This window comes from Butyrivibrio sp. INlla21, from assembly GCF_900116875.1.
Classification (GTDB): Bacteria; Bacillota; Clostridia; order Lachnospirales; family Lachnospiraceae; genus Butyrivibrio.
Window position 1 is genome coordinate 18,625 of sequence record NZ_FPCC01000025.1, and the last position, 23,594, is coordinate 42,218.

A 23,594-nucleotide genomic window follows, 5' to 3' on the forward strand; every position below is an offset into this window, starting at 1 on the left:
AGAAAGTCTAAAAATTATTCCTTTATCGCCTCCTTCCCGGATTTATTTCCTCGAAAGGCGTCTCACAAAAATAATCATATCAGACAAATCTTAAGAAATACCGTCGAAATTTCTTAAGATTTTATGTAGATGGTGATTTATTTTTAAAATATGTCGATACATGTATTGACATAGAATTATCTTTAAATTAGTATCTATGTATTCCAAAGTCAGGAGGTGAGCATCATGAAAATAGAAAAAGTCAATGACCACCAAATCAGATGCACCCTTACCAGAGATGACCTTGCGAAGCGCGATCTTAAGATTACGGAGCTTGCATACGGAACAGACAAAGCCAAAGAGCTTTTCCACGACATGATGCAGCAGGCTAATTTAGAATACGGATTCGATGCAGAGGATACTCCTCTTATGATAGAGGCTATTCCGATCAATTCAGAATGTATCGTTCTTATCATTACCAAGGTAGACGATCCCGAGGAGCTTGATACAAGATATTCCAATTTCGCTCCTTCCGTTCACGAAGAAGATGAGGATGATGAGGACGAATACGACGAATATGATGATGATTCTTACGAGGAGGACGAGGACGAAGATGTCGCAAGTCTATTCAAGAGACTTCAGCATAGCAACATGTCCGATTTTATTGAATCTTCTTCAAACGGCTCATCAACAGATGCCAAGAAGGTAAAAGAGAAAACTTCCGGAGCCAAAAAGAAAAATCAGCCGACAAGGCATGGTTCCAAGATCTTCTCATTTGATTCAATGCATGAAGTTACAAGATTCGCTGCTATAGTAAGCAGGAAATTCAACGGTGAGAACACATTATATAAGAACGAAGCCAAGGGTAAGTATTATCTGATTCTTCACCAGGGCGATATTCAGGATAATGTTTTTGCCAACATCTGCTCGGTTCTTACCGAATATGGAAAGACTGAGATAGGAAGCACTGCCGAAGAACAGTATTTGGCAGAGCACTACGAGGTAGTCATCAAGGATAATGCCGTTCAGACACTTGCAAAGATCTGATACGCGCAGGATTACCGCTTTAATTATTTGGAATTACAACATTAAAAGGCAGGTCCTTTCGGACCTGCCCTTTTTATGTCTTTTAGGCTTTTATGACCTATTATTTGTCTCCGTAAAGAGTAACAAGCTTTTCAAGATAAGCTCTGTGCTCCTTAGCGTGCTCAGCAGCCATAGCGTTGAGCTTAGCAGCTCTCTCGGGATTCTTGAGCTTGAGTGAAAGGTATCTAACCTCACCGTCAAGGAAGCTCTGGAAGTCTTCTGTAGCAGGCTTGGAATCAAGTGTGAACTTCTGCTCAGCCTGAGGATTGAATCTGAACATATCCCAATATCCTGTAGCTACAGCCTTCTTCTCTTCATCCATAACCTTGTTCATGCCGGCCTTAAGACCCTGGTTGATACAAGGAGCATATGCGATGATAAGTGAAGGTCCGGGATAAGCCTCAGCCTCTGCGATTGCCTTAAGTGTCTGATTCATATCGGCACCCATAGCGATCTGTGCTACATATACATAACCGTAGCTCATAGCGATTGAAGCAAGATCCTTCTGCTTGATCTCTTTTCCGCCTGCAGCGAACTGTGCAACAGCTCCTGTAGGTGTAGCCTTAGATGACTGTCCGCCTGTATTTGAGTAAACCTCAGTGTTAACAACGAGAACGTTTACATCCTTACCAGAAGCAAGTACGTGGTCGAGACCACCGAATCCGATATCGAATGCCCATCCGTCACCACCGAAGATCCACTGTGACTTCTTAGCAGCGAAGTCTTTATTCTTAATGATGTACTTAGCAGCATCTGAGCTGTCGCCCTTAAGTGCTTCGATAAGTGCATCTGTAGCAGCTGTATTCTCGGCACCGTTGCTGAATGTATCAAGCCACTTCTGAGCAGCATCCTTAGCAGCGCCGCCTGCAGCTACAACAGCCTCAACCTGCTCCTTGATAGCATCACGAAGTGCGTTCTGAGCAAGTACCATACCCATACCGAACTCTGCGTTATCCTCGAACAGTGAGTTGTCCCAAGCAGGACCATGTCCCTTGGCATTTACTGTATAAGGAGTTGAAGGTGAGGAGTTACCCCAGATAGAGGTACATCCTGTTGCGTTAGCAACATACATTCTGTCACCGAACAACTGTGTAACGAGTTTAACATAAGGTGTCTCACCACAACCTGCGCAAGCTCCCGAGAACTCAAGGAGAGGCTGCTTGAACTGAGAACCTCTGATAGTTGTTTCTTTAAGCTTCTCGATTACTTCTGTCTTCTCAGGAAGAGTTACAGCATAATCGAAATACTTCTGCTCATCCTTGTTATCTGCGATAGCCCCCATTGTAAGTGTCTCGCCCTGCTTGTTTCCTACGCAGACATTAGCGCAAGATCCGCAACCAGTACAGTCAAGAGCTGAGATAACAATTGAGAACTTGTATCCGGGAACACCGTTAACATCCTTAGTCTGAAGTCCTTCAGGTGCCTTAGCAACTTCGTCGTCTGTAAGAGCGACTGTACGGATAGCAGCATGAGGACAAACAAGTGAACAGAATCCACACTCTACGCACTTTGTTGCATCCCACTTAGGAACGTTAACTGCGATACCTCTCTTCTCGTATGCAGCAGATCCTGAAGGTGTAGCACCGTCAACATAAGGAAGACAATCTGAAACCTTAAGGTTGTTACCTTCCTGAGCGTTAACCTTGGTCTGGATATTATTAACGAAATCAATAACGTCTTTTCTTGATCCTTCTGCTTTCTTGAAGTCAAGACCTTCGTCCTTGGCATCCTTCCAAGACTCAGGGATCTCAACCTTGATAAGGTTCTTCGGATCTGCACCTGCATCGATAGCAGCCCAGTTCTTCTTAACAACGTCCTCACCCTTACGGCCGTATGTCTTCTGAGCAGCGTCCTTCATGAACTTGATCGCATCCTCTTCAGGAATGATCTTTGTGATGTTGAAGAATGCTGACTGAAGGATTGTGTTAATTCTTGTAGGTCCCATTCCAACTTCAACACCGATCTTGGAACCGTTCATGATGTAGAAGTTGATCTTGTGATCATACATGAATTTCTTAACCTGTCCGGGAATCTCAGCCTCAAGCTGATCTACTGTCCAAGGACAGTTAAGAAGGAATGATCCTCCGTCCACAATTTCCTGAACCATGTTGAACTTGCGGATGTATGAAGGATTGTGGCATGCTACGAAGTCTGCCTTCTTGATAAGGTATGTAGACTTGATAGGAGTCTTACCGAATCTAAGGTGTGACATTGTAACACCGCCTGACTTCTTGGAGTCATAATCAAAGTATGCCTGTGCATACATGTCAGTGTTGTCACCGATGATCTTGATAGAGTTCTTGTTAGCACCAACAGTACCGTCAGCACCAAGTCCCCAGAACTTACAGTTTGTTGTTCCCTCGGGAGTAGTAACGAGCGGAGCACCAACCTTAAGTGAAAGATTGGTTACATCATCCTCGATACCGATAGTGAACTCTTCTTTATCTGTATTCTCAAATACTGCAACGATCTGTGCAGGAGTTGTATCTTTTGAACCAAGTCCGTAACGTCCGCAAAATACGGGAACGCTCTCAAACTTTGTTCCCTTAAGAGCAGCGATAACATCAAGAGCGAGAGGCTCACGATATGATCCGGGCTCCTTAGTTCTGTCGAGAACCTGGATTCTCTTAACAGAATCGGGAATAGCTGCTACAAGAGCTTTTGCTGAGAAAGGTCTGTAAAGTCTAACCTTTACAACGCCGACCTTCTTGCCCTGCTTCTCAAGGTAGTCGATTGTCTCTTCAATTGTATCGTTTACAGAACCCATAGCAACGATAACTACCTCTGCATTGGGATCTCCGTAGTAGTTGAAGAGCTTGTAGTCAGTACCGATCTTGGCATTGACCTTATCCATATACTTCTGAACGATATCAGGAAGTTCATTATAGCCTGTGTTACAAGCTTCTCTTGTCTGGAAGAAAATATCAGGATTCTGAGCAGAACCCATCTGGCAAGGATGATTGGGATTCAAAGCATTAGCCTTGAACGCATCGATTGCCTCATGATTTACCATCTCGTCAAGATCCTTGTAATCCCACACTTCGATCTTCTGAATCTCATGTGATGTACGGAATCCGTCAAAGAAGTTAATGAAAGGAATACGTCCTTCGATAGCTGAGCAATAAGCAACAGGTGTAAGATCCATAACTTCCTGTACACTTGAATCGCAAAGCATTGCAGCACCTGTCTGACGACAAGCGTATACGTCAGAATGGTCTCCAAAAATGTTGAGCGCGTGTGATGCCACACAACGAGCTGATACGTTAAATACTCCGGGGAGTCTCTCACCGGCAACCTTGTAGATGTCGGGAATCATCAGAAGAAGTCCCTGAGAAGCTGTGTATGTAGATGTAAGCGCACCTACTACGAGTGAGCCGTGAACCGCTCCGGCTGCACCTGCCTCAGACTGCATCTCTGTAATCTGAACAGTTCTGCCAAAGATGTTCTTCTTGCCTGCAGTTGCCCACTCATCTACATGCTCAGGCATAACTGATGAGGGTGTGATTGGGTACATGGCTGCAACTTCGGTGAAAGCATATGAAGCATATGCTGCTGCCTCGTTACCGTCCATGGTTTTCATGTTTCTTGCCATTTGGTTTCCTCCTACCTTCTATTTTGGAATTAATTTGGCTGCTATATTAAATTATAAAAAAATAACTTTGAAATAGCGCAAAAAACACTCTGCACATCCAACCCGCCCTTGAAAATAACGGATGTGCGGAGATTTCTTACTCATATTCTGCCAAGTTCAATAGTATCATCTTAACGCCCTGTATGTCAATGGTGGCAAGGGTTTAGAGGCTTTTATGATTTCTTATCACAATCCCAGTCTACATCTTTATTATCTGACAATTTATAAATATTTAAGGTTTTCATCTGATAAAAGTTTTCGTTTATGCTATTGCTAAAAAAAGTGTATTATTATATCATTACTATGTATCAAAGGTTGGTAACGGCAAAGCCAATCTGTTTTTGTTACAAATTTTATTCTGTATTACATTATGGAAGGAGATTAATTATGGCATACGTTATAAGTGATGGTTGCATCAGCTGCGGATCATGTGCAGCACAGTGCCCTGTTTCAGCTATTTCTCAGGGAGATTCACAGTTCGTTATCGACGCTAACACATGCATCGATTGCGGTTCTTGTGCAGCTCAGTGTCCTGTAGGTGCTATCACTCAGGGCTAAAACCAAGCAAGGAAATAAACAAAGAGCATTTTCCAAGTTCACTTAGGAAAATGCTCTTTTTTATTTTCTTATTTGGCGCAGCCGATAGAACGAGGAAACGCGTCAGCATTTCCGAGTGCTCGGCTTGGTTTTAGCCCCGAGGGTGCTCGCTTGGCTTTAGCCCTGAGAGATTGGCTTATCCCTTCCGCTATCTCTTTAATGACCCTTCTCCAGATTTGCAAACTTCGTAAATTCCGGAAGCCATAAAAGATCTACCGTTCCGATCGGGCCGTTTCTTTGCTTGGCTATGATTATATCCGCGATACCCTTCTTCTCGGTATCTTTATTGTAATAATCATCTCTGTAGATGAACATAACCATATCGGCATCCTGCTCGATAGCTCCCGATTCACGAAGATCGGAAAGCATCGGCCTGTGATCCGGTCTTTGCTCAACTGCACGGGAAAGCTGCGAAAGTGCAACAACAGGAACATTGAGCTCTCTTGCAAGAGCCTTGAGCGATCTTGAAATATCTGAGATCTCCTGCTGTCTTGACTCAGAACTTCTTCCGGTTCCTCCTGTCATAAGCTGAAGATAGTCGATCATGATAATCTGAAGATCATGCTCCATCTTATATTTTCTGCACTTTGAACGAAGCTCCTGAATAGAAATACCCGGAGTATCATCAATGATAAGTTTGGAACTGCCGACAACATCTGCGCTCTCAATTAGTTTCTCCCAGTCCATATCTGACATGTTACCCGTTCTGATATGCTGTGAATCAACATGAGATTCCATCGCAAGAAGTCTGTTAACAAGCTGTTCCTTCGACATTTCCAGCGAAAAGATAGCAACACATTTATCGTCGTGGAATGCCATATGTTCCGCAATATTAAGAACGAATGCAGTCTTACCCATTGAAGGACGCGCAGCGATAAGAATAAGGTCGGAAGGTTGGAATCCTGCCGTGCTGTAATCAAGGTCCAAAAATCCTGTGGAAAGACCCGTTACGTTGCCTTTCATCTTACTGGCTTTCTCTATTCTGTTAAGGGCATTCATTACGATCTGATCGATCGATACGAACTCCCCTATATTTCTCTTTTGAGTGATCTTAAATACGTTCTTCTCAACGTCATTAAGAATCCCTTCCATATCCTCGCCACCGGAATAGCAGGTGTTGATGGTATCCTCGCTTACATGAATAAGCTTTCTGAGCGTTGATTTATCAGCCACAATCTGTGCATAGTACTTGATGTTGGCCGAAGTGGGAACTGCGGAAACCAGTTCTCCTATGTACTCAGCGCTGCTAACCTGCGGAGGAACATTCTTTTCCCTAAGTCGGTTTTGCAAGGTGACAAAGTCAACGGCGCTGCCCTCCTTGTTGAGTTCCACCATTGTCTCAAATATTGTCCCCAGCTGCCTGTTGTAAAAATCCTCCGGGATTATTATTTCGGATGCAATTTCTATCGCCTCTTTATCCATCAGCATGGCGCCGACAACGGATTGTTCAGCCTCCAAACTGTTGGGAGAAACGCGCTTTATAGGGGTTTCATCTGCCATGTTTACTGTTCCTTTACGCAAACCTTAAGTGTAGTGGTGACCTGTGGATGAAGCTTTACCGGAATCTCATATGTACCGAATGCTTTAATAGGTTCCGGCATCTGAAGTTTCTTTTTATCTATATCAAATCCAAACTGTGTCTTAGCGGCAGTAACGATTTCTTTGGAAGAAACCGATCCGAATACTCTTCCGCCCTCGCCTGCTTTCATGGTAAGTTGAACCGTCTCCTTGCTGATCTTCTCACCATATTCCTTAGCCGCATCAAGCTGCTGCTTTGCAATTATTGAATCTCTTTTCTGCTGGTTCTTAAGTTCATTAAGATTTTTCTGTGTAGCCTCAACTCCCAGTTTCTTGGGAATAACGAAGTTTCTTGCATAACCGTCATTTACTTTGACAACTTCGCCCTTTTTACCAAGGCTTTTTACATCTTCGAGTAATATTACCTGCATTTATGATAACTCTCCTTCTTCAATCATATCGTCTATTGTACGCTTAACAGCTTCTATCGCTTCCTCTACGGGCACATCCTGCATCTGGGTTCCGGCAGAGCTCATATGGCCGCCGCCTCCCATTCTTTCCATGATCACCTGAACATTGACCTCATCAATGGATCTCGCGCTTACATATACCTGATTCTGATACTCGGTACATACAAAGCTTGCTTTTACACCCTTGATGTTAAGGAGCTCATTGGCTGCCTGCGCACCAATTATAGTCGGGCTCTCTATATCACCCGTTCTAAGCACGGAAATTGCATATCTGTCTCTATAGATCTCAGCCTGGCTGACCGCATCGGCCTTAGCCTTATATTCAATGGCATCTTCTCTAAAGAGCTTACGCACTCTTGTAACATCGGCGCCGTTCCTTCTAAGAAAAGCAGCTGCCTCAAATGTTCTTACACCTGTCTTGTTCATGAAGTTATTGGTATCAACCATCATTCCCGAATACAGACTGTCTGCTTCTTCGTTATGGATCTTGACGTTTTCACCTATATACTGAAGAATCTCGGAAACCATTTCACATGCCGATGAAGCATACGGCTCTACGTAAGAAAGCGTTGCGTTCTCAATAACTTCTGTTCCCTGTCTGTGATGATCGAGAACCACTATTGTCTTACAGAACCTAAGAAGCTCAGGACACTCTGTAATACTTGGTTTATTAACATCAACAACAACTAAAACCGTATTGCTGCCCGCAATATCGATTGCCTGCTGATTGTTTATTATCATATCTTCTTCATAGTCGGGATTGCTTCTGAAAAGATCAACCAAAGGTGACATCGAAGCCGTAACGTCATTTAATACGATATGGCATTTTCTGTCCAAAGTCTTGGCAATCCTATATATTCCGACCGATGCTCCGAAACTGTCCACATCGCCCATTCTATGTCCCATGACGATAACGGAATCTTTTCCGGAAATGATCTCTCTAAGGGCATGAGCTTTGACTCTTGCCTTAACTCTCGTACTTTTTTCAATCTGCTGACTCTTTCCGCCGTAATAAGAAATATTGTCAGCACTCTTAACTACCGCCTGATCTCCGCCTCTACCGAGCGCAAGATCAATGGCGTTTCTTGCAAATTCGTAATTCTGCGCATAAGACAGACCGTTAATTCCTATACCGATACTGAGGGTAACAGCCATTTCATTACCGATATTTACCGTCTTAACATCCTCCAAGATATCAAAGCGCTGCTCAGTTAGCATCTCACATGATTTCTTGGGCATAACAACGAAATATTTATCCTTCTCGATCTTCTTCGCGATTCCGTTGCAGGATGCGATATATTTGTTGATCTTTCTGTCTATAAGAGCAGTCAAAAGAGATCTTCTTACTTCCTCAACACTGTCCAGAGCTTCTTCGTAGTTATCAAGATAGATAAGACCTGCCGCAAGAGACTGGTTATCTACTTCCTGGATGGCAAGACGAAGAGCCGTCTCATCATAAAGATATACAGCGATAAGACTACCTTCATACCCGTCAGCGTCGATTATGTCACTGTTCATAGCCATCTCTCTGAGCGATATTCTCTTGAGTTTGATGGTATAGTTACTGTCCTCATAATCAAGCTTATAGGAAACTTCTTCATTTCCCTGTGGGAATTTATCTGCTGTTATGGTAGGAAAAAGAGAAAAGATAGTCTTCCTGAAGCCTTTTTCCTGATGAACCACTCTCTCAAACGCCTGGTTGGTCCATACGATCTTGCCGGAATCATCGAGCACGGCATGCGGAAGATCAAGCTCTCTAAGAAGCCTTTTCTGAATCTGTCCGTACTCCGTAGCAAAGCTTACAAGCTCATTCATGATGATCGGCCTGTTATAGAAATTAAGATACACGATCGCGATAAAATACAAAGCGGTAAATGCAAGAAGCATAAGACCTGCCGTCAGATTCATTGTAAATATCGCCACATTAACAAGTGCCAGTAAAATACCGAGATATGTAAATATCCTAAGATATGTTATCAACTTGCCCTTTAATTTAACTCTGTTCTTATTTGACATTATGTTGTCCTCTTCCTGTCCAACGGACATTCCAAGTTTTATTATAACATAAGCAGGGCATCTGCGAAATAATCGCAAATGCCCTACTTATATATATCGTTATTTAAATCCGCAAAAGATTATTTAACGCCTGTCCACTTCCACTCTGCAACTTCAGGCATATCAACACCTACATCATGGATGTAAGCCTTGTGCTCAACTAGCTTATCCTTCATCTTCTGGATGAGGAATGCTCCCTTATTACCAAGCTGAGGCATATTGTTGAGCATAGCGATAACGAGATTGAAACGGTCAATCTTGTTCTGAACTCTCATATCGAAAGGAGTTGTGATGGTTCCTTCCTCATGATATCCGTAAACGTGGATATTTCTGTTTGTTCTTGTATATGTAAGCTCATGGATAAGAGTCGGATATCCATGGAATGCAAATACAATAGGCTTATCCTTTGTAAAGATTGTATCGTACTCTACGTCTGAAAGTCCGTGAGGATGCTTGTTCTTAGGCTCCATCTTCATAAGGTCTACAACGTTAACAAAACGAACCTTGATCTCAGGCATCTCCTTGTGAAGAATATCAACAGCTGCAAGTGCCTCAAGTGTAGGTGTGTCACCACAGCATGCAAGTACGATATCAGGCTCTTCACCAGTGTCTGTTGAAGCCCAATCCCAGATACCGATACCCTGTGTGCAGTGCTTAACAGCCTGTTCCATTGTAAGCCACTGAGGTCTGGGATGCTTACTTGCTACGATAGCATTTACATAGTTCTTACTCTTCAAGCAGTGATCCATAGTTGAGAGCAAGCAGTTAGCGTCGGGTGGAAGATAAAGTCTTACAACGTCTGCCTTCTTATTTGAGATATGATCAAGGAATCCGGGATCCTGGTGTGTGAATCCGTTGTGATCCTGCTGCCATACGTTTGATGTAAGAAGAAGGTTAAGAGATGCAATAGGACGTCTCCATGAAAGTCCGTTACATACCTTAAGCCACTTAGCATGCTGAGCAGCCATTGAATCAATTATACGGATGAATGCTTCGTAACTAGCGAAGAATCCGTGTCTTCCTGTCAAAAGATATCCCTCAAGCCATCCTTCGCACATATGCTCGGAAAGCATTGAATCCATTACACGACCGTCCTGTGCAAGGAACTGGTCTGTATCCTTATCGATAGCATTGTTCCAATCACGATTTGTTACTTCAAATACCTTGTTGAGACGGTTAGACATTGTCTCATCGGGTCCGAAGATACGGAAGTTCTTCTGATCGTCGTTAAGCTTGAATACGTCTCTGATGTATCCGCCAAGCTCGATCATATCCTGCTTCTCAACAGAACCGGGAGTAGGAACATCAATAGCATAATCACGGAAATCAGGAAGTCTTAAGTCGTGAAGAAGCTTACCGCCGTTAGCGTGAGGGTTGGCACCGATACGCTTATCTCCCTTAGGTGCAAGCTCCTCAAGCTCGGGAATAAGACGTCCGTTCTTATCAAAGAGCTCCTCAGGATGATAGCTCTCAAGCCAAGTCTTGAGGATATCAAGATGCTCGGGCTTATCCATCATTACAGGAACCTGGTGAGCCTGGAATGATCCCTCGATCTTGTTACCGTCAACAACCTTGGGACCTGTCCATCCCTTAGGTGTACGAAGAACGATCATAGGCCATACAGGTCTTGTTGCATCGCCCTTATCTCTAGCATTCTTCTGAATAGCCTTGATCTCGTCCATAGCCTTGTCGAGAGTCTCAGCCATCTTACGGTGCATTTCCTTAGGATCTGAACCTTCTACGAAGTAAGGCTTCCATCCCATTCCCTTGAAGAATGACTCAAGCTCTTCATGTGAAAGACGAGCGAGAATTGTAGGATTTGAAATCTTAAATCCGTTAAGGTGGAGAATAGGAAGAACAGCTCCGTCTGTAACGGGGTTAAGGAATTTATTTGACTGCCATGATGTTGCAAGAGGTCCTGTCTCAGCCTCACCGTCACCTACTACGCAAGTAGCGATAAGATCGGGGTTATCAAATACGGCACCAAAAGCGTGTGCGATTGAATAACCAAGCTCACCACCCTCATGGATAGAACCGGGTGTCTCGGGAGCTACGTGGCTTGAGATACCGCCGGGGAATGAGAACTGCTTGCAGAGCTTCTGCAAACCGTCCATATCACGGCTTACGTTAGGATATACTTCACTGTATGATCCCTCAAGATATGTGTTGGCTACGAAGAAGTTTCCGCCGTGGCCGGGACCTGAAATAAGGATCATATCCTGATCGTACTTGTTGATGACACGGTTAAGGTGTACATAGATAAAGTTCTGTCCGGGAACTGTACCCCAGTGTCCTACGATCTTCTTTTTGATATGCTCTTTCTTAAGAGGCTCACGAAGGAGCGGATTCTCAAGAAGATATAACTGAGCTGCAGCGAGATAGTTAGTCGCACGCCAATAGGCGTCCATTTTGGCTAAGTACTCGTCTGTTAATTCGTTGTGGTTCATACTTAACTCTCCTTTACTACTTGTATGTTAATACTCGCAGTCACTTGGCTGCTCATAGAAACTTTTGCATCCATAATAAACTAAAATATTTCAGGCAGATATACTATACATATTCTTGCTAATTTTTTATCAATTATTGCTATCTTTACAAAAAAAGGACACTTCATGGGTTTTCTCCCAATCGTGTCCTTTTTCTGACAATGACAAACTCCTGATCAATAGCATGTTACTCCGCCATCAATCGGCATACTTATTCCATTTATAAAAGAAGCCTCTTCACTGGAAAGATATAGAACCGCATTGGCAACATCCTGTGCTGTTGCAAGTCTTCCCAGAGGTACTTCGCCAAGTCTTTCCGCTGCTCTGTCCGGATTTTTGAGCATCTCCTCTACCAAAGGAGTCTTAACAGTGCTGGGATGGATCGAGTTACATCTTATTCCGAATTGTCCGTATCTTGATGCAACTGCTTTTGTGAACATTGTTACCGCACCTTTGGCTGCTGTATATGCCTCCGGTGTATACTTATGCCCTATCAGACCGCACACAGAAGAAGTGTTGATGATAGCTCCTCCTTTTTGCTCTTTCATGATAGGAATAACCGCTTTACATCCAAGGAAAGTGCTGCCTGTATTTACAAGCATCATCTTATCCCACTCTTCAATGCTCATCTCTTCAATCGGCTTCCTGATGTTGATGCCTGCATTATTTACAAGAACATCAATCTTTCCCTCAATATTTTTAATATCGTAGATAACATTGTTCCAATCTTTTTCCGAAGTAAGATCGATTCGGTAAAAAGCTGCTTTTCCACCCTCATTTTCAAGCGATTTCGCTGTTTCTTTTCCCCTCTCTTCGTCCAGATCCAAAAGATAGACTTTTGCGCCTTCTTTGCAAAGAAGCCTTCCCATCTCGGATCCCAGGCCTCCAGCGCCACCTGTAATTACTATAACCTTGTCTTTTACGTTCATGATAATCTACTCCTCTTTTATCCCTTAAGGCCCGTTGTGGCAATTCCCTCAACAAAATACTTTTGGGCAAAGAAGAACAGGACAACTACCGGCAAAACTGCCAGACATGACATTGCCATTACGTTTTTCCAAATAACTACCGACTCGGTATCAAGTGAAAGCCTGAGAGCCATCGATACTGTATATTTTTTTACTGTATTTATGTATATAAGTGAATTGAAGTAATCATTGTAGGTCCACAAAAACTGAAACAATCCTGCGGAGAATAATGCCGGTTTTAAAAGCGGCAAAAGAATGTGCGTGAGCGTCTTAAATGTTCCGCAGCCGTCTATATATGCGGACTCGTCAAGGTCTCTGGGGAGTCCTCTCAAAAACTGAATAAGCATATATGAGAAGAACGGATAACACGCAAATGCCGCCATGAGATAAAACGGTCCGTATCCGTCGAGCACGTTCAAGTCTCTGAAGATCGCATATCTTGGAATGATAAGGATAGCGTTGGGCAACATAAGAGTTGACATAAGCAGCGCAAACATTGCCTTTTTTCCTTTAAAATTAAACCTTGCAAATCCATATGCCGTAAGCGTACTTGCAACAACCGTAAGTATCGTTGTGGGAAGTACCAGAAGAAAAGAATTTCTGAAAAATACCGCATACGTATTTCCGCCTATCGCATTCCATCCGTCCACAAAAGCCTGAAAACTGTAGCTTTTCGGAAGGAGTGCGATGCTTCCGTATATTTCCTCATTTGTTTTAAAGCTTGCAAAAAACATCCATATGAGAGGGTAGATCATTATAATTCCGATAGTGATCAGAACCACATACATGATTACCTCATTGATCCTGTTTTTTAATTTCTTTGACATACCCTTCTCCTATCATTCATCTCCGTAAAATACCCAGAATTTGGATGTCCCGAACAATACCAAAGTAAAGATTGTTACAAGACCGAAGATTATCCAACTCGTTGCACTTGCATAACCCATCTTCATGAAAAGGAATCCGTCGTTATACAATTTAAGACCAAGCATATATGTACTCTTTACCGGTCCGCCCTGTGTAACAACAAATGCCGATGTGAAGTTCTGAAGTGCGTTTATTGTCTGCATGATGATGCAGAAGAAAATGATCGGTGAAATCTGAGGAATTGTTATGGAGAAAAAGCTTTTTATCCTTCCTGCTCCGTCAATTCTCGCAGCTTCGTATAACGACTGAGGTACCTGCTTAAGTGCCGCCAGGAACATTACCATTGACGATCCGAACTGCCATACTTCAAGTGCGCTCAGTGTCGGCAAAGCTGTAGCGGGATTTCCGAGAAAAGATATCGTTTCATGTCCAAAGCTGTGAAGGAAAGCATTGATCATTCCGTCATCCATGAACATTATTTTCCAAAGAATCGATACTGCCATGCTTCCGCCAAACAATGAAGGCAGATAGTAGATCGTCCTAAGTGCACCTATTCCTTTTCTTCCCTTATTCAAAAGAATCGCAATAAAAAGAGACATGATTATCTTAAAAGGAACGGTAAGTACCGCATATGTCACCGTCGCTGTAAGTGACTTGAAAAACTCTTTATCTCTGGTGAAAAGGCGTATATAATTCGCCATCCCTACAAATTTCGGATCGGTAAGTGCATTGTATTCAGTTAAAGAATAATAAAACGATGTGATAAAAGGATAGATCTGTAAAACAAGCATTCCTACGATCCACGGAAGCAAGTATAAATAAGCCTGATTATCACGGGAAAAAAGTTTCTTTTTCTTCATAATACTTCTTCTTTCTACCTAAGATAGCCTGCGCGCCGACATAACCGGCGCGCATTCAATCTTATATTTATAAGGATCATTTATGAGCTTCACAGAAGTCTTTAAGAAGTTCCATTGTTTCCTTAGCTGCTTCTTCAGGGCTCATTGTGCCATGAGATATATTCTCATAAGCATCTGTCAAAATGGCTGTAACCTCCGATCCGGTTGTAGGGCCACTGTCAGATTTTCCGTTGTACTGCATGCTGACCTCAACGCTCTGCTTGGTCAAAGGATTAAGTGTGCCTTCCTTAGCACAGATCTCCTGTGCCTTTGCTGTAGGAGGAACACTTCTTACAGTGCCGAGAGTTTTCATAGCACCCTCATCATTGTAGAAGAAGTTAAGGAAATCGATTGCTTCCTTAGCATGCTGTGTTCCTGCATATACACCCATAAGCTGAGGGCAGTCGTTAACCCATCCGTCGCTCTTTCTGTCTGCATAAAGAGGAAGCTGTCCTGCAATATAATCTACAGAATCATTAGCTGCCGAAAGTACGTCTGCTGATGATGTATAACCGATAGAAGCAACATAGTTACCCTTGATCCAGTTGGGATCTTCCTGGTCCTGATCTCCGAAAGGAGCCTTGTATGCAGCGGGAGCACATACTTCTTCATCATAAAGTCTCTTGATATATGTGAAGAGTTCAACGAACTGCTCCTCTGTCATGTTCAGATTGTAATCATCGTCGATGATAGGCTTATTGTTCTTCTGTCTTGAATATGTACGTGTAAAGAATGCTGAAGCATAAGATGTATTAGCTGAAAGGAGATAACAATCCTTGCTATACTCTCTTACCTTCTTACCCCACTCAAAGAACTGATCCCAATCATAAGGCTGAGAAAGATCGATTCCTACCTTGTCCATAAGTGTCTTGTTAACAATAAGTGCGGTTCCTGCCTGTCCTGTAGGCATAGCATACTGTGCGCCTGAACCAAACTGACCGTTCTCTTCGAGGAATGAAGCATCAAAGTTTGAAAAATCCATTCCACCTTCTGTCAGATTATAGAGCACTCCCTGGTTATAGTACTCGGGTCCGAGTCCTGTCTCTATCTGGAAGATATCAGGAGCTGTGCCTGAAGCAAACTCAGTAGTCTTTTTCTCTGAATATCCGTCATATGATCCATATTCAGGCTCTATAGTTACATTTGGATGAAGCTTTTCATATGCCTCAATAACAGCAAGTGTAGCCTCATGTCTTGCATCTCCACCCCACCAAGAGAATCGCAGTGTAACCGGCTCGGAACTGTCTGATGCAGGAGCAGCAGCGCTAGGTGCTGCAGGTGCATTCTGATCTGCGCCGGTGCCTGTAGTCTGCTCAGGAGCGCTGATTCCACATCCGGACATAACGCCTGCGAGCATAGCTACAGAAGTAACAAGTGCAATCAATTTCTTTCTCGTCATTACGTAACCTCCCTTTTTGTTTCCAATATCGTATTAGGTAAAATTATGTTAGCATTCACTCGAAAAACAAAACAGAATTCCCACTTACAAAAAAGACTCTTTTTTTATAGGAATTCTGTTATTGGTATCATTTTTTTATTATTGGTTTCTTTAATGAATGTATAGTTTCTTTTTATTGTATCGGATCGTTTTTCGGAACCGAAAATGAGACTTCTGTTCCAAAGCCCGCTTTACTTCTTATCTTTAAAGCATGGTCTTCTCCGTATCTTAATATAAGTCTCCTGTTCAGATTGGTCAGACCTATATTTCTGGAGTCCTTATTATTTATCTTTTCATAGAGCTTTTTGAGTTCATCACCCGTAATTCCGCGTCCGTTATCAACCACAAAAACAGTGATCTCGTCACCTCGGTCAAATATCTTGACCTTAACATGGATCTTGCCCTCATCGTTGTTGATTCCATGCTCAAAACAGTTCTCAAGAACAGGTTGAAGCATCAGCCTGAATACCTTGCATTCATAAATGGTCTCATCAACTTCAAAATACGTAATGACATTTCCGCCAAATCTTATATTCTGTATCTCAAGATAAGCCTTTAAATATTCAAGCTCCATCCTGATCGTCACATCTCTGGTCGGCTCCGAAAGTGCATACTTTACTACCATTGATAGATTCTGTATCATCCTGTGAACTTCGGAATCATAGCCTTCTTTTTTTATCGCCTCAAAGTCCAAAGTCTGAAGTGTATTAAATATAAAATGCGGATTGATCTGAAGCTGCAATGCATTCATCTGTGCCATCTGAGCCTCGTGCTGCTTTTCAAGAAGATCCATCTGCATTTTGGAATTATTAAGATGCATCCTGATAACATTATTAAAGATTAAAGAATACTCATCATCCGCCGACCGGAATCTCTCTTCCACCGCTTCTCCTCTTTCTGCAGCGGAAAAAACATCCACACATTCCTCGATATATGAGAAATTCCTTTTTGTATATATGTACGCAAGAAGGATCATTAAGATAATTTCAACAAAAAGGATAACTACAGCCATGATTATGTAGATGCGCAGATCCTCCATGAGCTGTGCACGCGACGTTACGGATACCTCGTACAGATTAAGATATTCTGAATAAAGCATATCCGCAAAATAGTATTTCCCGTCCAGTTTGACCCATTTTTTTGACCCAAGTTCAGTCTCTTTTCCCTGAATCCTCTTTTTGATATCTTCGTTTATCACCGAAGCTTCAAAATCTTCAAGTTCAGGATCCGTAATACATATAATGTCGCCTTTGGAATTATAAAGAAGGACCTTCTGATTCTCCGATATCAGCACGCTGCGAAGAAGCTTTCCGTACTCGCTTTTATCGATGTTAATGACAATGACGCCGTCCATATATGTCATCCTATAGAAAATACTTATTACTTCTACAGGCTCCGCATACGAATGCCTCTGAATCCATCTGTGGTCGGTGTAAACCCTCTCATCCTCTGCCATGCTCTTATACTCATCGAGCCATTCCCTGTCAAAATAGGTATCTACATTGGCAATCTGTCTTGTATCCGAAGTAAGAAATCTTTCCCTGCCATCCAAATACATATAAACCGAATGGATATATGAGTATGAGGCCTCATAGCTGTTAAAAAGATATTTAAGCATATTAAAAGTAGTAAGGTCCGAATGGCTCAAACCACGATAATCCAGCATCGTTTTAAATGCTAGGGAAAAAGAAGAATTACTCATGAGAGTATCCAGCTGATACCCCATGTTATATATAGAAGCTTCCAGACTGTCCTCAAAGCTCTCAAGCGATTTAACCGACTCTTTTTCAACGCTTGCTCTCTGAGAATGCAAAAAGAAAACCCCAAAAAGAAAAAATATAAGCAAAGTGGGTATTATCATTACGATAAAGTTCCATCTTGCACGTTTGATAAAATATTTCCTCAGCAATTTTACTCTTTACCCCTTATACCGTTTCTGTAGTCTCTCGGTGTAACACCAAAATAGGCCTTAAAAGCTCTTGTAAAATTCTTAGGACTGTCATAACCCACCTGATATGCGATCTCATAGCTCTTATACGAAGGATCCATAAGCATGTTTGCTGCCTTTTGCATCCTCACATTGCTCAACTGTTCCTGAAAACCCACACCCTTTTTTTCTTTATATATTTTAGAAAGATACCCCGAGCTTATCCCTACATTTTCTGCCGCACCTACCAGACTCGCTCTCTGAAAGTTTTCCTCAAGGTAGTCGTCAATCTGACGGATAATCTTGTAATAATACGGCGCCTCATCGTTTGTGCTCAACTTATTTCTGGAATCAAGAATTTCCTTTATTTTATCAAAGCACTCAGATAATTCCCCGTAATTGATCGGTTTCAAAAGATAATCCGTAACCTCAACCTTAAGCGCCTTACGCATAAATTCATAATCGCTGTAACTGCTTAATATAACCACTATGCTGTTTGGATCTTTTTTGAGTTTTTCGGCAAAAGAAAGACCGTCAATACCGGGCATCTTAATATCAGTCATAACAACATCCGCCGGATTACTGTCAAGGTACTCCAATGCTTCTTTAGCATTGGTAAACTTTCCAACCACCTTAAAACCTATATTCTCCCACGGAAAAAGATCTGCTATTCCATCCAATATCTTTTGCTCGTCATCGACGATCACCAAAGTATACATTGACACCCTCCATAAGTCAGCCCTCATCCCTTAGCATCTTTAGATAATTATGCTCAACATCAGAGATATATTTTCGCAAGGCTTCCTTGTCAATAAATGATCTTCCCTCTTTATGTCTAGCAAGAATATCGCTTTGAGTTGTATGATTTCCCAAATATATATCCGGCTCCATGCTCTTCCAAAGCTTTATACTCCGCTCAAAATCTTTCCTGTAATTAACCCCGTATTTCTCCATAAATTCAAGGTTAAGCGTATTTAATCCTGTTCCTCCGCACAAAAGAGCTTTCTTCTCCCCTTCATCACCCTTAAGTGCTATCTCATAGCTCATTGCCCCCGGGGTATGTCCCGGAGTAAGGATACACTTTACTTTTGTGTTTCCAAGTTCAATTATTTCTCCGTCTTCCAGTTCCTTGTCTGTGGTAAAAAATTCCGTCTTAATTCCGGGAAGATAATAGTCCAGAGCAAGCTCAGGTCTATCTCTAAGAATACGTGTATCTATTGCACTCATAAGTGTCTTGGCACCGCTTCTCTCGATAAGAAGCTTTGTCGCTCCGAAATGATCGAAATGCCCATGTGTATGAAATATCAACTTTATATCAGAAATCTTGAATCCAAGCTTTTCGATTGACTCAGGTAAGAATTCCTGCATATTCGGATATCCCGTGTCAAAAAGCATCAGCCCGTCGCCTGTATCAACCAGAATGCTCGAACTGTCTTTGGTTCCGACGAAAAACAGATTTCCATATATTCGGAATGGATCGGTCTTGTAAGATTCCGGATTGCCTACAATATTCTCATACCACTCCCACTTATAAGCATATTCTGACTTCATAACATTGATTGTAGTATATGGTCATACCCATATCAATATTCTTTATTTAATATTTATACTCTTAAATCCGAATTTATAAATGATAAAAAAGACACTTCTTGGAATCTATTCCAAAAAGTGTCTCTAATTCTTTTATCTAACTGCCAATTACTCAGCTACGTAAGGCATAAGTGCAAGATGTCTTGCTCTCTTGATAGCAGATGTAAGCTCTCTCTGGTGCTTAGCGCAGTTACCTGTGATTCTTCTGGGAAGAATCTTGCCGCTCTCAGAAACGAACTTCTTAAGCTTAGCTACATCCTTATAATCAATAACATTATCTTTGCCACAGAATACGCAAACTTTCTTTCTTCTGTGCATTCCACCCTTTCTCCTTACAGGAGCATCGGATTTCTCAGACTTTGTGAAAGCCATTGTTTATTCCTCCTTAACTACGGATAACGCTTACATAACTGTAACGGTCATGCCAAAGCAATATCCTCGAATCAGTTAAACGGCAGCTCCTCGTCAATTCCGTCGGGAATATTCATGAAGCCATCGCTTGCTGCAGCAGGAGCCGGTGCCTCAGCTGAAAAATCAGAACCGAATGAACCTCCGTTATTGGAAGCAGCGTTCTTGGATTCAGCAAATTCCTGGTCCTCCGCAACTACATCAGTTGTGTATACCTTAACGCCATCCTTGTTCGTATAAGAACCTGTCTGGATGCGTCCTGTTACGATAACCTTAGTGCCCTTCTTAAGATATTTCTCTGCAAATTCGCCTGCTCTACCGAATGCAACAATACCGATAAAATCAGCTGTCTGAGCATCCTGCTGGTCTCTTCTTGCAAATCTTCTGTCAACAGCAAGAGTATATCTTGCGACTGCTGTTGCTGTGTCTCCCTGTGAATATCTAACATCAGGGTCTCTTGTCAAACGTCCCACTAGTATAACTTTATTCATATTTTCGTCCTCTTGTATTTAAGCCTCGTTCTTAACGCATAAATATCTGATGACGCCGTCCATGATACGCATGCGAGTCTCAATCTCTGCGGGAGTTGTAGACTCACCATCGAACTGGATGAAATAGTAGAAGCCTTCTGTCATCTTCTCGATCTCATAAGCGAGCTTCTTCTTTCCCCAATCATCAATGTTGGTAATCTGACCACCATGCTTCTCGATAGTCTTCTTAACCTTCTCGATGAGGGCTGTTCTGGCATCGTCCTCGATCTTTGCACTAACAACAACGGCTAATTCGTATTTGTTCATGCTATTTGTTACCTCCTTTTGGTCTCTGGCTACTTGTATCAGTCAAGCAGCAAGGAATTTATCACAGGATGATATGTTATCATATACCCATGATAAATGCAAGCTTTTTATCGTATTCCCCTAATGTTTTTTTCCACATTTTTACGGGATACCATAATCTGATGTCCACAGCCCAGGCACTTAAGCCTAAAATCTGCTCCGACTCGCAAAACTTCCCATTCATAGCTACCGCAAGGATGTTGTTTCTTTAGTTTTATTATGTTTCCAACCTGAATGTCCATTAAATCTGATCCAAAATCTCCCCAATAGGGCCTTGTATAACAAGATCCGCCTGTCTGTCCCTTGGTGTTGCCGACTTATTTATCAAAACAAGTTTATTTCCGGAATAATAGTCTATGAGACCTGCTGCAGGATAAACAGCAAGTGATGTGCCACCTATAATAAGCACATCTGCGTTCCTGATATAATTCACAGACTCCTCTATGACCTGCATATCAAGACCTTCCTCATATAAGACTACATCAGGCTTAATCCTGCCTCCGCATTCACATGTGGGAATTCCGTCATAACTTGCCATAAAATCAAAATCATAGAACTTATGGCATCTCTCACAGTAGTTTCTATGAACGCTGCCATGTAATTCCAGAACCTTCTTACTTCCGGCCGCTTGATGTAAGCCATCAATATTCTGGGTTATAACAGCTTTGAGCTTTCCTTTACTCTCAAGCTCAGCAAGTTTAAGATGTGCTTTATTCGGCTTAACACCTGTGATCAGAAGCTTGTCCTTATAGAATCGGAAGAATTCCTCAGGCATTCTTTCATAAAAGGTATGGCTAAGTATCTGCTCGGGCGGATATTTATATTTCTGATGATAGAGTCCGTCTTCACTTCTAAAATCCGGAACTCCGCTTTCCGTTGAAACACCCGCTCCGCCAAAAAAGACAATATTGTCGGATTCGTCAATCATTTTTTTTAGCTCTTTTACCGCCTCGTCCATATTATCTCCTTTCATCGTTTACCTCCGGAATCACAAAAACCGGTTTGTTCGGTGCTTTATCAAAATCCTGCATTCTTTAAAAGGGCTGCAAGTGATGTTGTTGCATCACCGTCACTCGTATATTCAATCTTTTCCTCAGCAATCTCGGTAGCTGCCACTTCTTCAAGTGCTTTCATGCTAAGACTGAGTTTTCCGTCCTTGATCGAGATAACTTTTACTTTCACCTTCTGTCCGACTTTAAGTACTGCAGAAGGATGTGCGATCCTGTTATTGCAGATCTGAGATATATGCACTAGTCCGCTCATTCCGTTTCCAAGGTCAACGAACGCTCCGTAGTTCTGTAAGCTCTCAACTGTTCCCTCTGTCACAAGACCGACCTCCACATTTGAGATCATCTCTTTTCTCTTAATATCAGCCTGTTCCTTGAGATATTCTTTCGCTGAAAGGACAAGCTTTCCGTTCTCTTCATCAGCAGTTATAACTCTTGCTTTTACTGTTTTTCCGACATAATCCTTTATGTTGTCTTCTTCAACATATGAAAGGTCAAGCTTGGATGCCGGAATAAATCCTCTTATTCCTTCGAGGAAAGCAACAGCACCTCCCTTTACCGCCTCAGAGATCTTAACATCAACATATTCTTCCGACTCAAGGAATGCCTTCAGTTTATCCCATGCAAGAACTTCATTGGCCTTTCTCTTGGATAAAAGAATATTTCCTTCCCCATCATCTGTAGATATAACAGTAGCAGATACTTCATCTCCAACATTTATATCTTTATGGATTGAGAATTTAGGATCATCACTGAGTTCCTCAGCCCTGATAATTCCCTGCGTATAGTATTTGATATCAAGAATAACTTCAGAATCAGTCACTCCGATGACTGTACCGTCTATAATATCTCCTTCCTTTATCTTTCTGAAGGAGTTCTCTATCTCCCTGGTATAATCTTTCATTGTCTCTTCTGCCATATTTTGTGCCTCCAATATTATTAGTCCATATGATTATACCATATAGAAAAAAAGTACAAAAAAATCTGTAAGCATTCCACTTACAGATTAGAGGTGACAGGCGGATTTGAACCGCCGCTCAAGGTGTTGCAGACCTATGCCTTACCGCTTGGCTATGTCACCATAATATTTGATTAATGACTCCGACGAGAATCGAACTCGTGTTACCGCCGTGAAAGGGCGATGTCTTAACCGCTTGACCACGGAGCCTAATGCTTAGCGGGCGTCTTTTGAACGCTTAGCAGTAGGCTCTGCTGTAGTTCTTAGTGAGGTCTTTCCGAACTTAGAACTTCAGTTGAGCCATTTGGCCAGACGACCACTTTAGCTCCCCCTGTCGGACTCGAACCAACGACACTTCGGTTAACAGCCGAATGCTCTACCGACTGAGCTAAGGAGGATTATTTCCTTTATTGTACCTTCAAAACCGAACACTGAATATTTCCAGATAATTTCTATACAGGTGAAGTTCTGCTCTCGACTATTTCATAGTCTCGCCAGAACAACACTCGAACTAGATTCGGCCATGCCTCATCAAGTTCTCCTAGTTTGGATAAGCCCTCGACCTATTAGTACACATCAGCTGAACACGTTACCATGCTTACACCTTGTGCCTATCTAACCTCGTACTCTCCAAGGGGTCTTACTGCATATGCAGGGATATCTCATCTTGAGGGGGGCTTCACGCTTAGATGCCTTCAGCGTTTATCCCTTCCGGACGTGGCTACCCAGCCTTATGCATCTGGCGATGCAGCTGATACACCAGCGGTCCGTCCATCCCGGTCCTCTCGTACTAAGGACAGCTCCTCTCAGATATCCTACGCCCGCGCCGGATAGGGACCGAACTGTCTCACGACGTTCTGAACCCAGCTCGCGT

General features: G+C 42.4%; 20 protein-coding genes, 3 tRNA genes and 1 rRNA gene. 2 read left to right on the forward strand and 22 right to left on the reverse strand.

Annotated elements, in window-relative coordinates; all coding sequences use genetic code 11:
• Nucleotides 1-225: 225 nt before the first annotated feature.
• Nucleotides 226-1,026: an adaptor protein MecA gene (locus BM377_RS12695; RefSeq protein WP_092249108.1), complete on the forward strand. Its 801-nt coding sequence runs from the start codon at nt 226-228 to the stop codon at nt 1,024-1,026.
• Between the two features lie 100 nt (nt 1,027-1,126).
• On the opposite strand, the gene nifJ is transcribed toward BM377_RS12695, so the two are convergent.
• A complete protein-coding gene (gene nifJ, locus BM377_RS12700) occupies nt 1,127-4,657 on the reverse strand; it encodes a pyruvate:ferredoxin (flavodoxin) oxidoreductase (RefSeq protein ID WP_092249111.1) in 3,531 nt (1,176 codons plus the stop codon).
• 426 nt (nt 4,658-5,083) lie between these two features.
• Between nifJ and BM377_RS12705 the strand changes: the two genes are divergently transcribed.
• Complete coding sequence (locus BM377_RS12705; protein WP_026514366.1) at nt 5,084-5,254, forward strand: DUF362 domain-containing protein; 171 nt, start codon at nt 5,084-5,086, stop codon at nt 5,252-5,254.
• A 195-nt stretch (nt 5,255-5,449) separates the two neighbouring features.
• Here the strand turns inward: BM377_RS12705 and dnaB are convergent, their stop codons facing one another.
• From dnaB to BM377_RS12810, 21 genes are all read right to left on the reverse strand, one after another.
• Nucleotides 5,450-6,793 carry a replicative DNA helicase gene (gene dnaB, locus BM377_RS12710; protein WP_092249114.1) on the reverse strand — a complete coding sequence of 448 codons (1,344 nt, stop codon included), beginning with the start codon at nt 6,791-6,793 and terminating at the stop codon, nt 5,450-5,452.
• Between the two features lie 2 nt (nt 6,794-6,795).
• Complete coding sequence (gene rplI / locus BM377_RS12715; protein ID WP_092249117.1) at nt 6,796-7,242, reverse strand: 50S ribosomal protein L9; 447 nt, start codon at nt 7,240-7,242, stop codon at nt 6,796-6,798.
• Complete coding sequence (locus tag BM377_RS12720; protein WP_092249120.1) at nt 7,243-9,297, reverse strand: DHH family phosphoesterase; 2,055 nt, start codon at nt 9,295-9,297, stop codon at nt 7,243-7,245.
• A gap of 119 nt (nt 9,298-9,416) precedes the next feature.
• Complete coding sequence (locus tag BM377_RS12725; RefSeq protein WP_092249123.1) at nt 9,417-11,783, reverse strand: phosphoketolase family protein; 2,367 nt, start codon at nt 11,781-11,783, stop codon at nt 9,417-9,419.
• 215 nt (nt 11,784-11,998) lie between these two features.
• Nucleotides 11,999-12,751, reverse strand: a complete 753-nt coding sequence (locus BM377_RS12730; protein WP_092249126.1) for an SDR family NAD(P)-dependent oxidoreductase — start codon at nt 12,749-12,751, stop codon at nt 11,999-12,001.
• A gap of 17 nt (nt 12,752-12,768) precedes the next feature.
• Complete coding sequence (locus BM377_RS12735; RefSeq protein WP_092249129.1) at nt 12,769-13,617, reverse strand: carbohydrate ABC transporter permease; 849 nt, start codon at nt 13,615-13,617, stop codon at nt 12,769-12,771.
• Nucleotides 13,618-13,629: 12 nt separating this feature from the next.
• The gene (locus tag BM377_RS12740; RefSeq protein WP_092249132.1) at nt 13,630-14,517 is read right to left on the reverse strand and encodes a carbohydrate ABC transporter permease; all 888 of its coding nucleotides are present in this window, start codon (nt 14,515-14,517) and stop codon (nt 13,630-13,632) included.
• A 76-nt stretch (nt 14,518-14,593) separates the two neighbouring features.
• Nucleotides 14,594-15,955 (reverse strand): ABC transporter substrate-binding protein, encoded by a 1,362-nt coding sequence (locus BM377_RS12745; RefSeq protein ID WP_092249135.1) that lies wholly within the window; start codon nt 15,953-15,955, stop codon nt 14,594-14,596.
• Nucleotides 15,956-16,127: 172 nt separating this feature from the next.
• The gene (locus BM377_RS12750; protein ID WP_177223881.1) at nt 16,128-17,807 is read right to left on the reverse strand and encodes a cache domain-containing sensor histidine kinase; all 1,680 of its coding nucleotides are present in this window, start codon (nt 17,805-17,807) and stop codon (nt 16,128-16,130) included.
• 98 nt (nt 17,808-17,905) lie between these two features.
• Nucleotides 17,906-18,640 (reverse strand): response regulator transcription factor, encoded by a 735-nt coding sequence (locus BM377_RS12755; RefSeq protein ID WP_177223882.1) that lies wholly within the window; start codon nt 18,638-18,640, stop codon nt 17,906-17,908.
• 16 nt (nt 18,641-18,656) lie between these two features.
• A complete protein-coding gene (locus tag BM377_RS12760; protein WP_092249144.1) occupies nt 18,657-19,472 on the reverse strand; it encodes an MBL fold metallo-hydrolase in 816 nt (271 codons plus the stop codon).
• Nucleotides 19,473-19,619: 147 nt separating this feature from the next.
• Nucleotides 19,620-19,883 (reverse strand): 30S ribosomal protein S18, encoded by a 264-nt coding sequence (rpsR, locus tag BM377_RS12765; RefSeq protein WP_092249147.1) that lies wholly within the window; start codon nt 19,881-19,883, stop codon nt 19,620-19,622.
• A 71-nt stretch (nt 19,884-19,954) separates the two neighbouring features.
• Nucleotides 19,955-20,410, reverse strand: a complete 456-nt coding sequence (locus BM377_RS12770) for a single-stranded DNA-binding protein (protein WP_092249150.1) — start codon at nt 20,408-20,410, stop codon at nt 19,955-19,957.
• Between the two features lie 18 nt (nt 20,411-20,428).
• Complete coding sequence (gene rpsF / locus BM377_RS12775) at nt 20,429-20,716, reverse strand: 30S ribosomal protein S6 (protein ID WP_092249153.1); 288 nt, start codon at nt 20,714-20,716, stop codon at nt 20,429-20,431.
• Nucleotides 20,717-20,823: 107 nt separating this feature from the next.
• Nucleotides 20,824-20,997: a DUF951 domain-containing protein gene (locus BM377_RS12780; RefSeq protein WP_092249156.1), complete on the reverse strand. Its 174-nt coding sequence runs from the start codon at nt 20,995-20,997 to the stop codon at nt 20,824-20,826.
• Nucleotides 20,997-21,713, reverse strand: a complete 717-nt coding sequence (locus BM377_RS12785) for an NAD-dependent protein deacylase (protein ID WP_092249168.1) — start codon at nt 21,711-21,713, stop codon at nt 20,997-20,999. Before BM377_RS12785 ends, BM377_RS12780 begins: the two co-directional genes overlap by 1 nt.
• A 59-nt stretch (nt 21,714-21,772) precedes the next feature.
• Nucleotides 21,773-22,681, reverse strand: a complete 909-nt coding sequence (locus BM377_RS12790) for a S1 RNA-binding domain-containing protein (RefSeq protein ID WP_092249159.1) — start codon at nt 22,679-22,681, stop codon at nt 21,773-21,775.
• Nucleotides 22,682-22,772: 91 nt separating this feature from the next.
• A tRNA-Cys gene (locus BM377_RS12795) sits at nt 22,773-22,843 on the reverse strand.
• Between the two features lie 15 nt (nt 22,844-22,858).
• A tRNA-Glu gene (locus BM377_RS12800) sits at nt 22,859-22,930 on the reverse strand.
• Between the two features lie 115 nt (nt 22,931-23,045).
• Nucleotides 23,046-23,118, reverse strand: a tRNA-Asn gene (locus BM377_RS12805).
• Between the two features lie 148 nt (nt 23,119-23,266).
• Nucleotides 23,267-23,594: ribosomal RNA gene (locus tag BM377_RS12810) — 23S ribosomal RNA — on the reverse strand; the annotation flags it as partial.

Bases quoted from the DNA above. Each gene is read 5' to 3' on its own strand.
- BM377_RS12695 (WP_092249108.1), top strand. From the start codon at position 226: ATGAAAATAGAAAAAGTCAATGACCACCAAATCAGATGCACCCTTACC.
- nifJ (WP_092249111.1), bottom strand. From the start codon at position 4,657: ATGGCAAGAAACATGAAAACCATGGACGGTAACGAGGCAGCAGCATAT.
- BM377_RS12705 (WP_026514366.1), top strand. From the start codon at position 5,084: ATGGCATACGTTATAAGTGATGGTTGCATCAGCTGCGGATCATGTGCA.
- dnaB (WP_092249114.1), bottom strand. From the start codon at position 6,793: ATGGCAGATGAAACCCCTATAAAGCGCGTTTCTCCCAACAGTTTGGAG.
- rplI (WP_092249117.1), bottom strand. From the start codon at position 7,242: ATGCAGGTAATATTACTCGAAGATGTAAAAAGCCTTGGTAAAAAGGGC.
- BM377_RS12720 (WP_092249120.1), bottom strand. From the start codon at position 9,297: ATGTCAAATAAGAACAGAGTTAAATTAAAGGGCAAGTTGATAACATAT.
- BM377_RS12725 (WP_092249123.1), bottom strand. From the start codon at position 11,783: ATGAACCACAACGAATTAACAGACGAGTACTTAGCCAAAATGGACGCC.
- BM377_RS12730 (WP_092249126.1), bottom strand. From the start codon at position 12,751: ATGAACGTAAAAGACAAGGTTATAGTAATTACAGGTGGCGCTGGAGGC.
- BM377_RS12735 (WP_092249129.1), bottom strand. From the start codon at position 13,617: ATGTCAAAGAAATTAAAAAACAGGATCAATGAGGTAATCATGTATGTG.
- BM377_RS12740 (WP_092249132.1), bottom strand. From the start codon at position 14,517: ATGAAGAAAAAGAAACTTTTTTCCCGTGATAATCAGGCTTATTTATAC.
- BM377_RS12745 (WP_092249135.1), bottom strand. From the start codon at position 15,955: ATGACGAGAAAGAAATTGATTGCACTTGTTACTTCTGTAGCTATGCTC.
- BM377_RS12755 (WP_177223882.1), bottom strand. From the start codon at position 18,640: ATGTATACTTTGGTGATCGTCGATGACGAGCAAAAGATATTGGATGGA.
- BM377_RS12760 (WP_092249144.1), bottom strand. From the start codon at position 19,472: ATGAAGTCAGAATATGCTTATAAGTGGGAGTGGTATGAGAATATTGTA.
- rpsR (WP_092249147.1), bottom strand. From the start codon at position 19,883: ATGGCTTTCACAAAGTCTGAGAAATCCGATGCTCCTGTAAGGAGAAAG.
- BM377_RS12770 (WP_092249150.1), bottom strand. From the start codon at position 20,410: ATGAATAAAGTTATACTAGTGGGACGTTTGACAAGAGACCCTGATGTT.
- rpsF (WP_092249153.1), bottom strand. From the start codon at position 20,716: ATGAACAAATACGAATTAGCCGTTGTTGTTAGTGCAAAGATCGAGGAC.
- BM377_RS12780 (WP_092249156.1), bottom strand. From the start codon at position 20,997: ATGGACATTCAGGTTGGAAACATAATAAAACTAAAGAAACAACATCCT.
- BM377_RS12785 (WP_092249168.1), bottom strand. From the start codon at position 21,713: ATGGACGAGGCGGTAAAAGAGCTAAAAAAAATGATTGACGAATCCGAC.
- BM377_RS12790 (WP_092249159.1), bottom strand. From the start codon at position 22,681: ATGGCAGAAGAGACAATGAAAGATTATACCAGGGAGATAGAGAACTCC.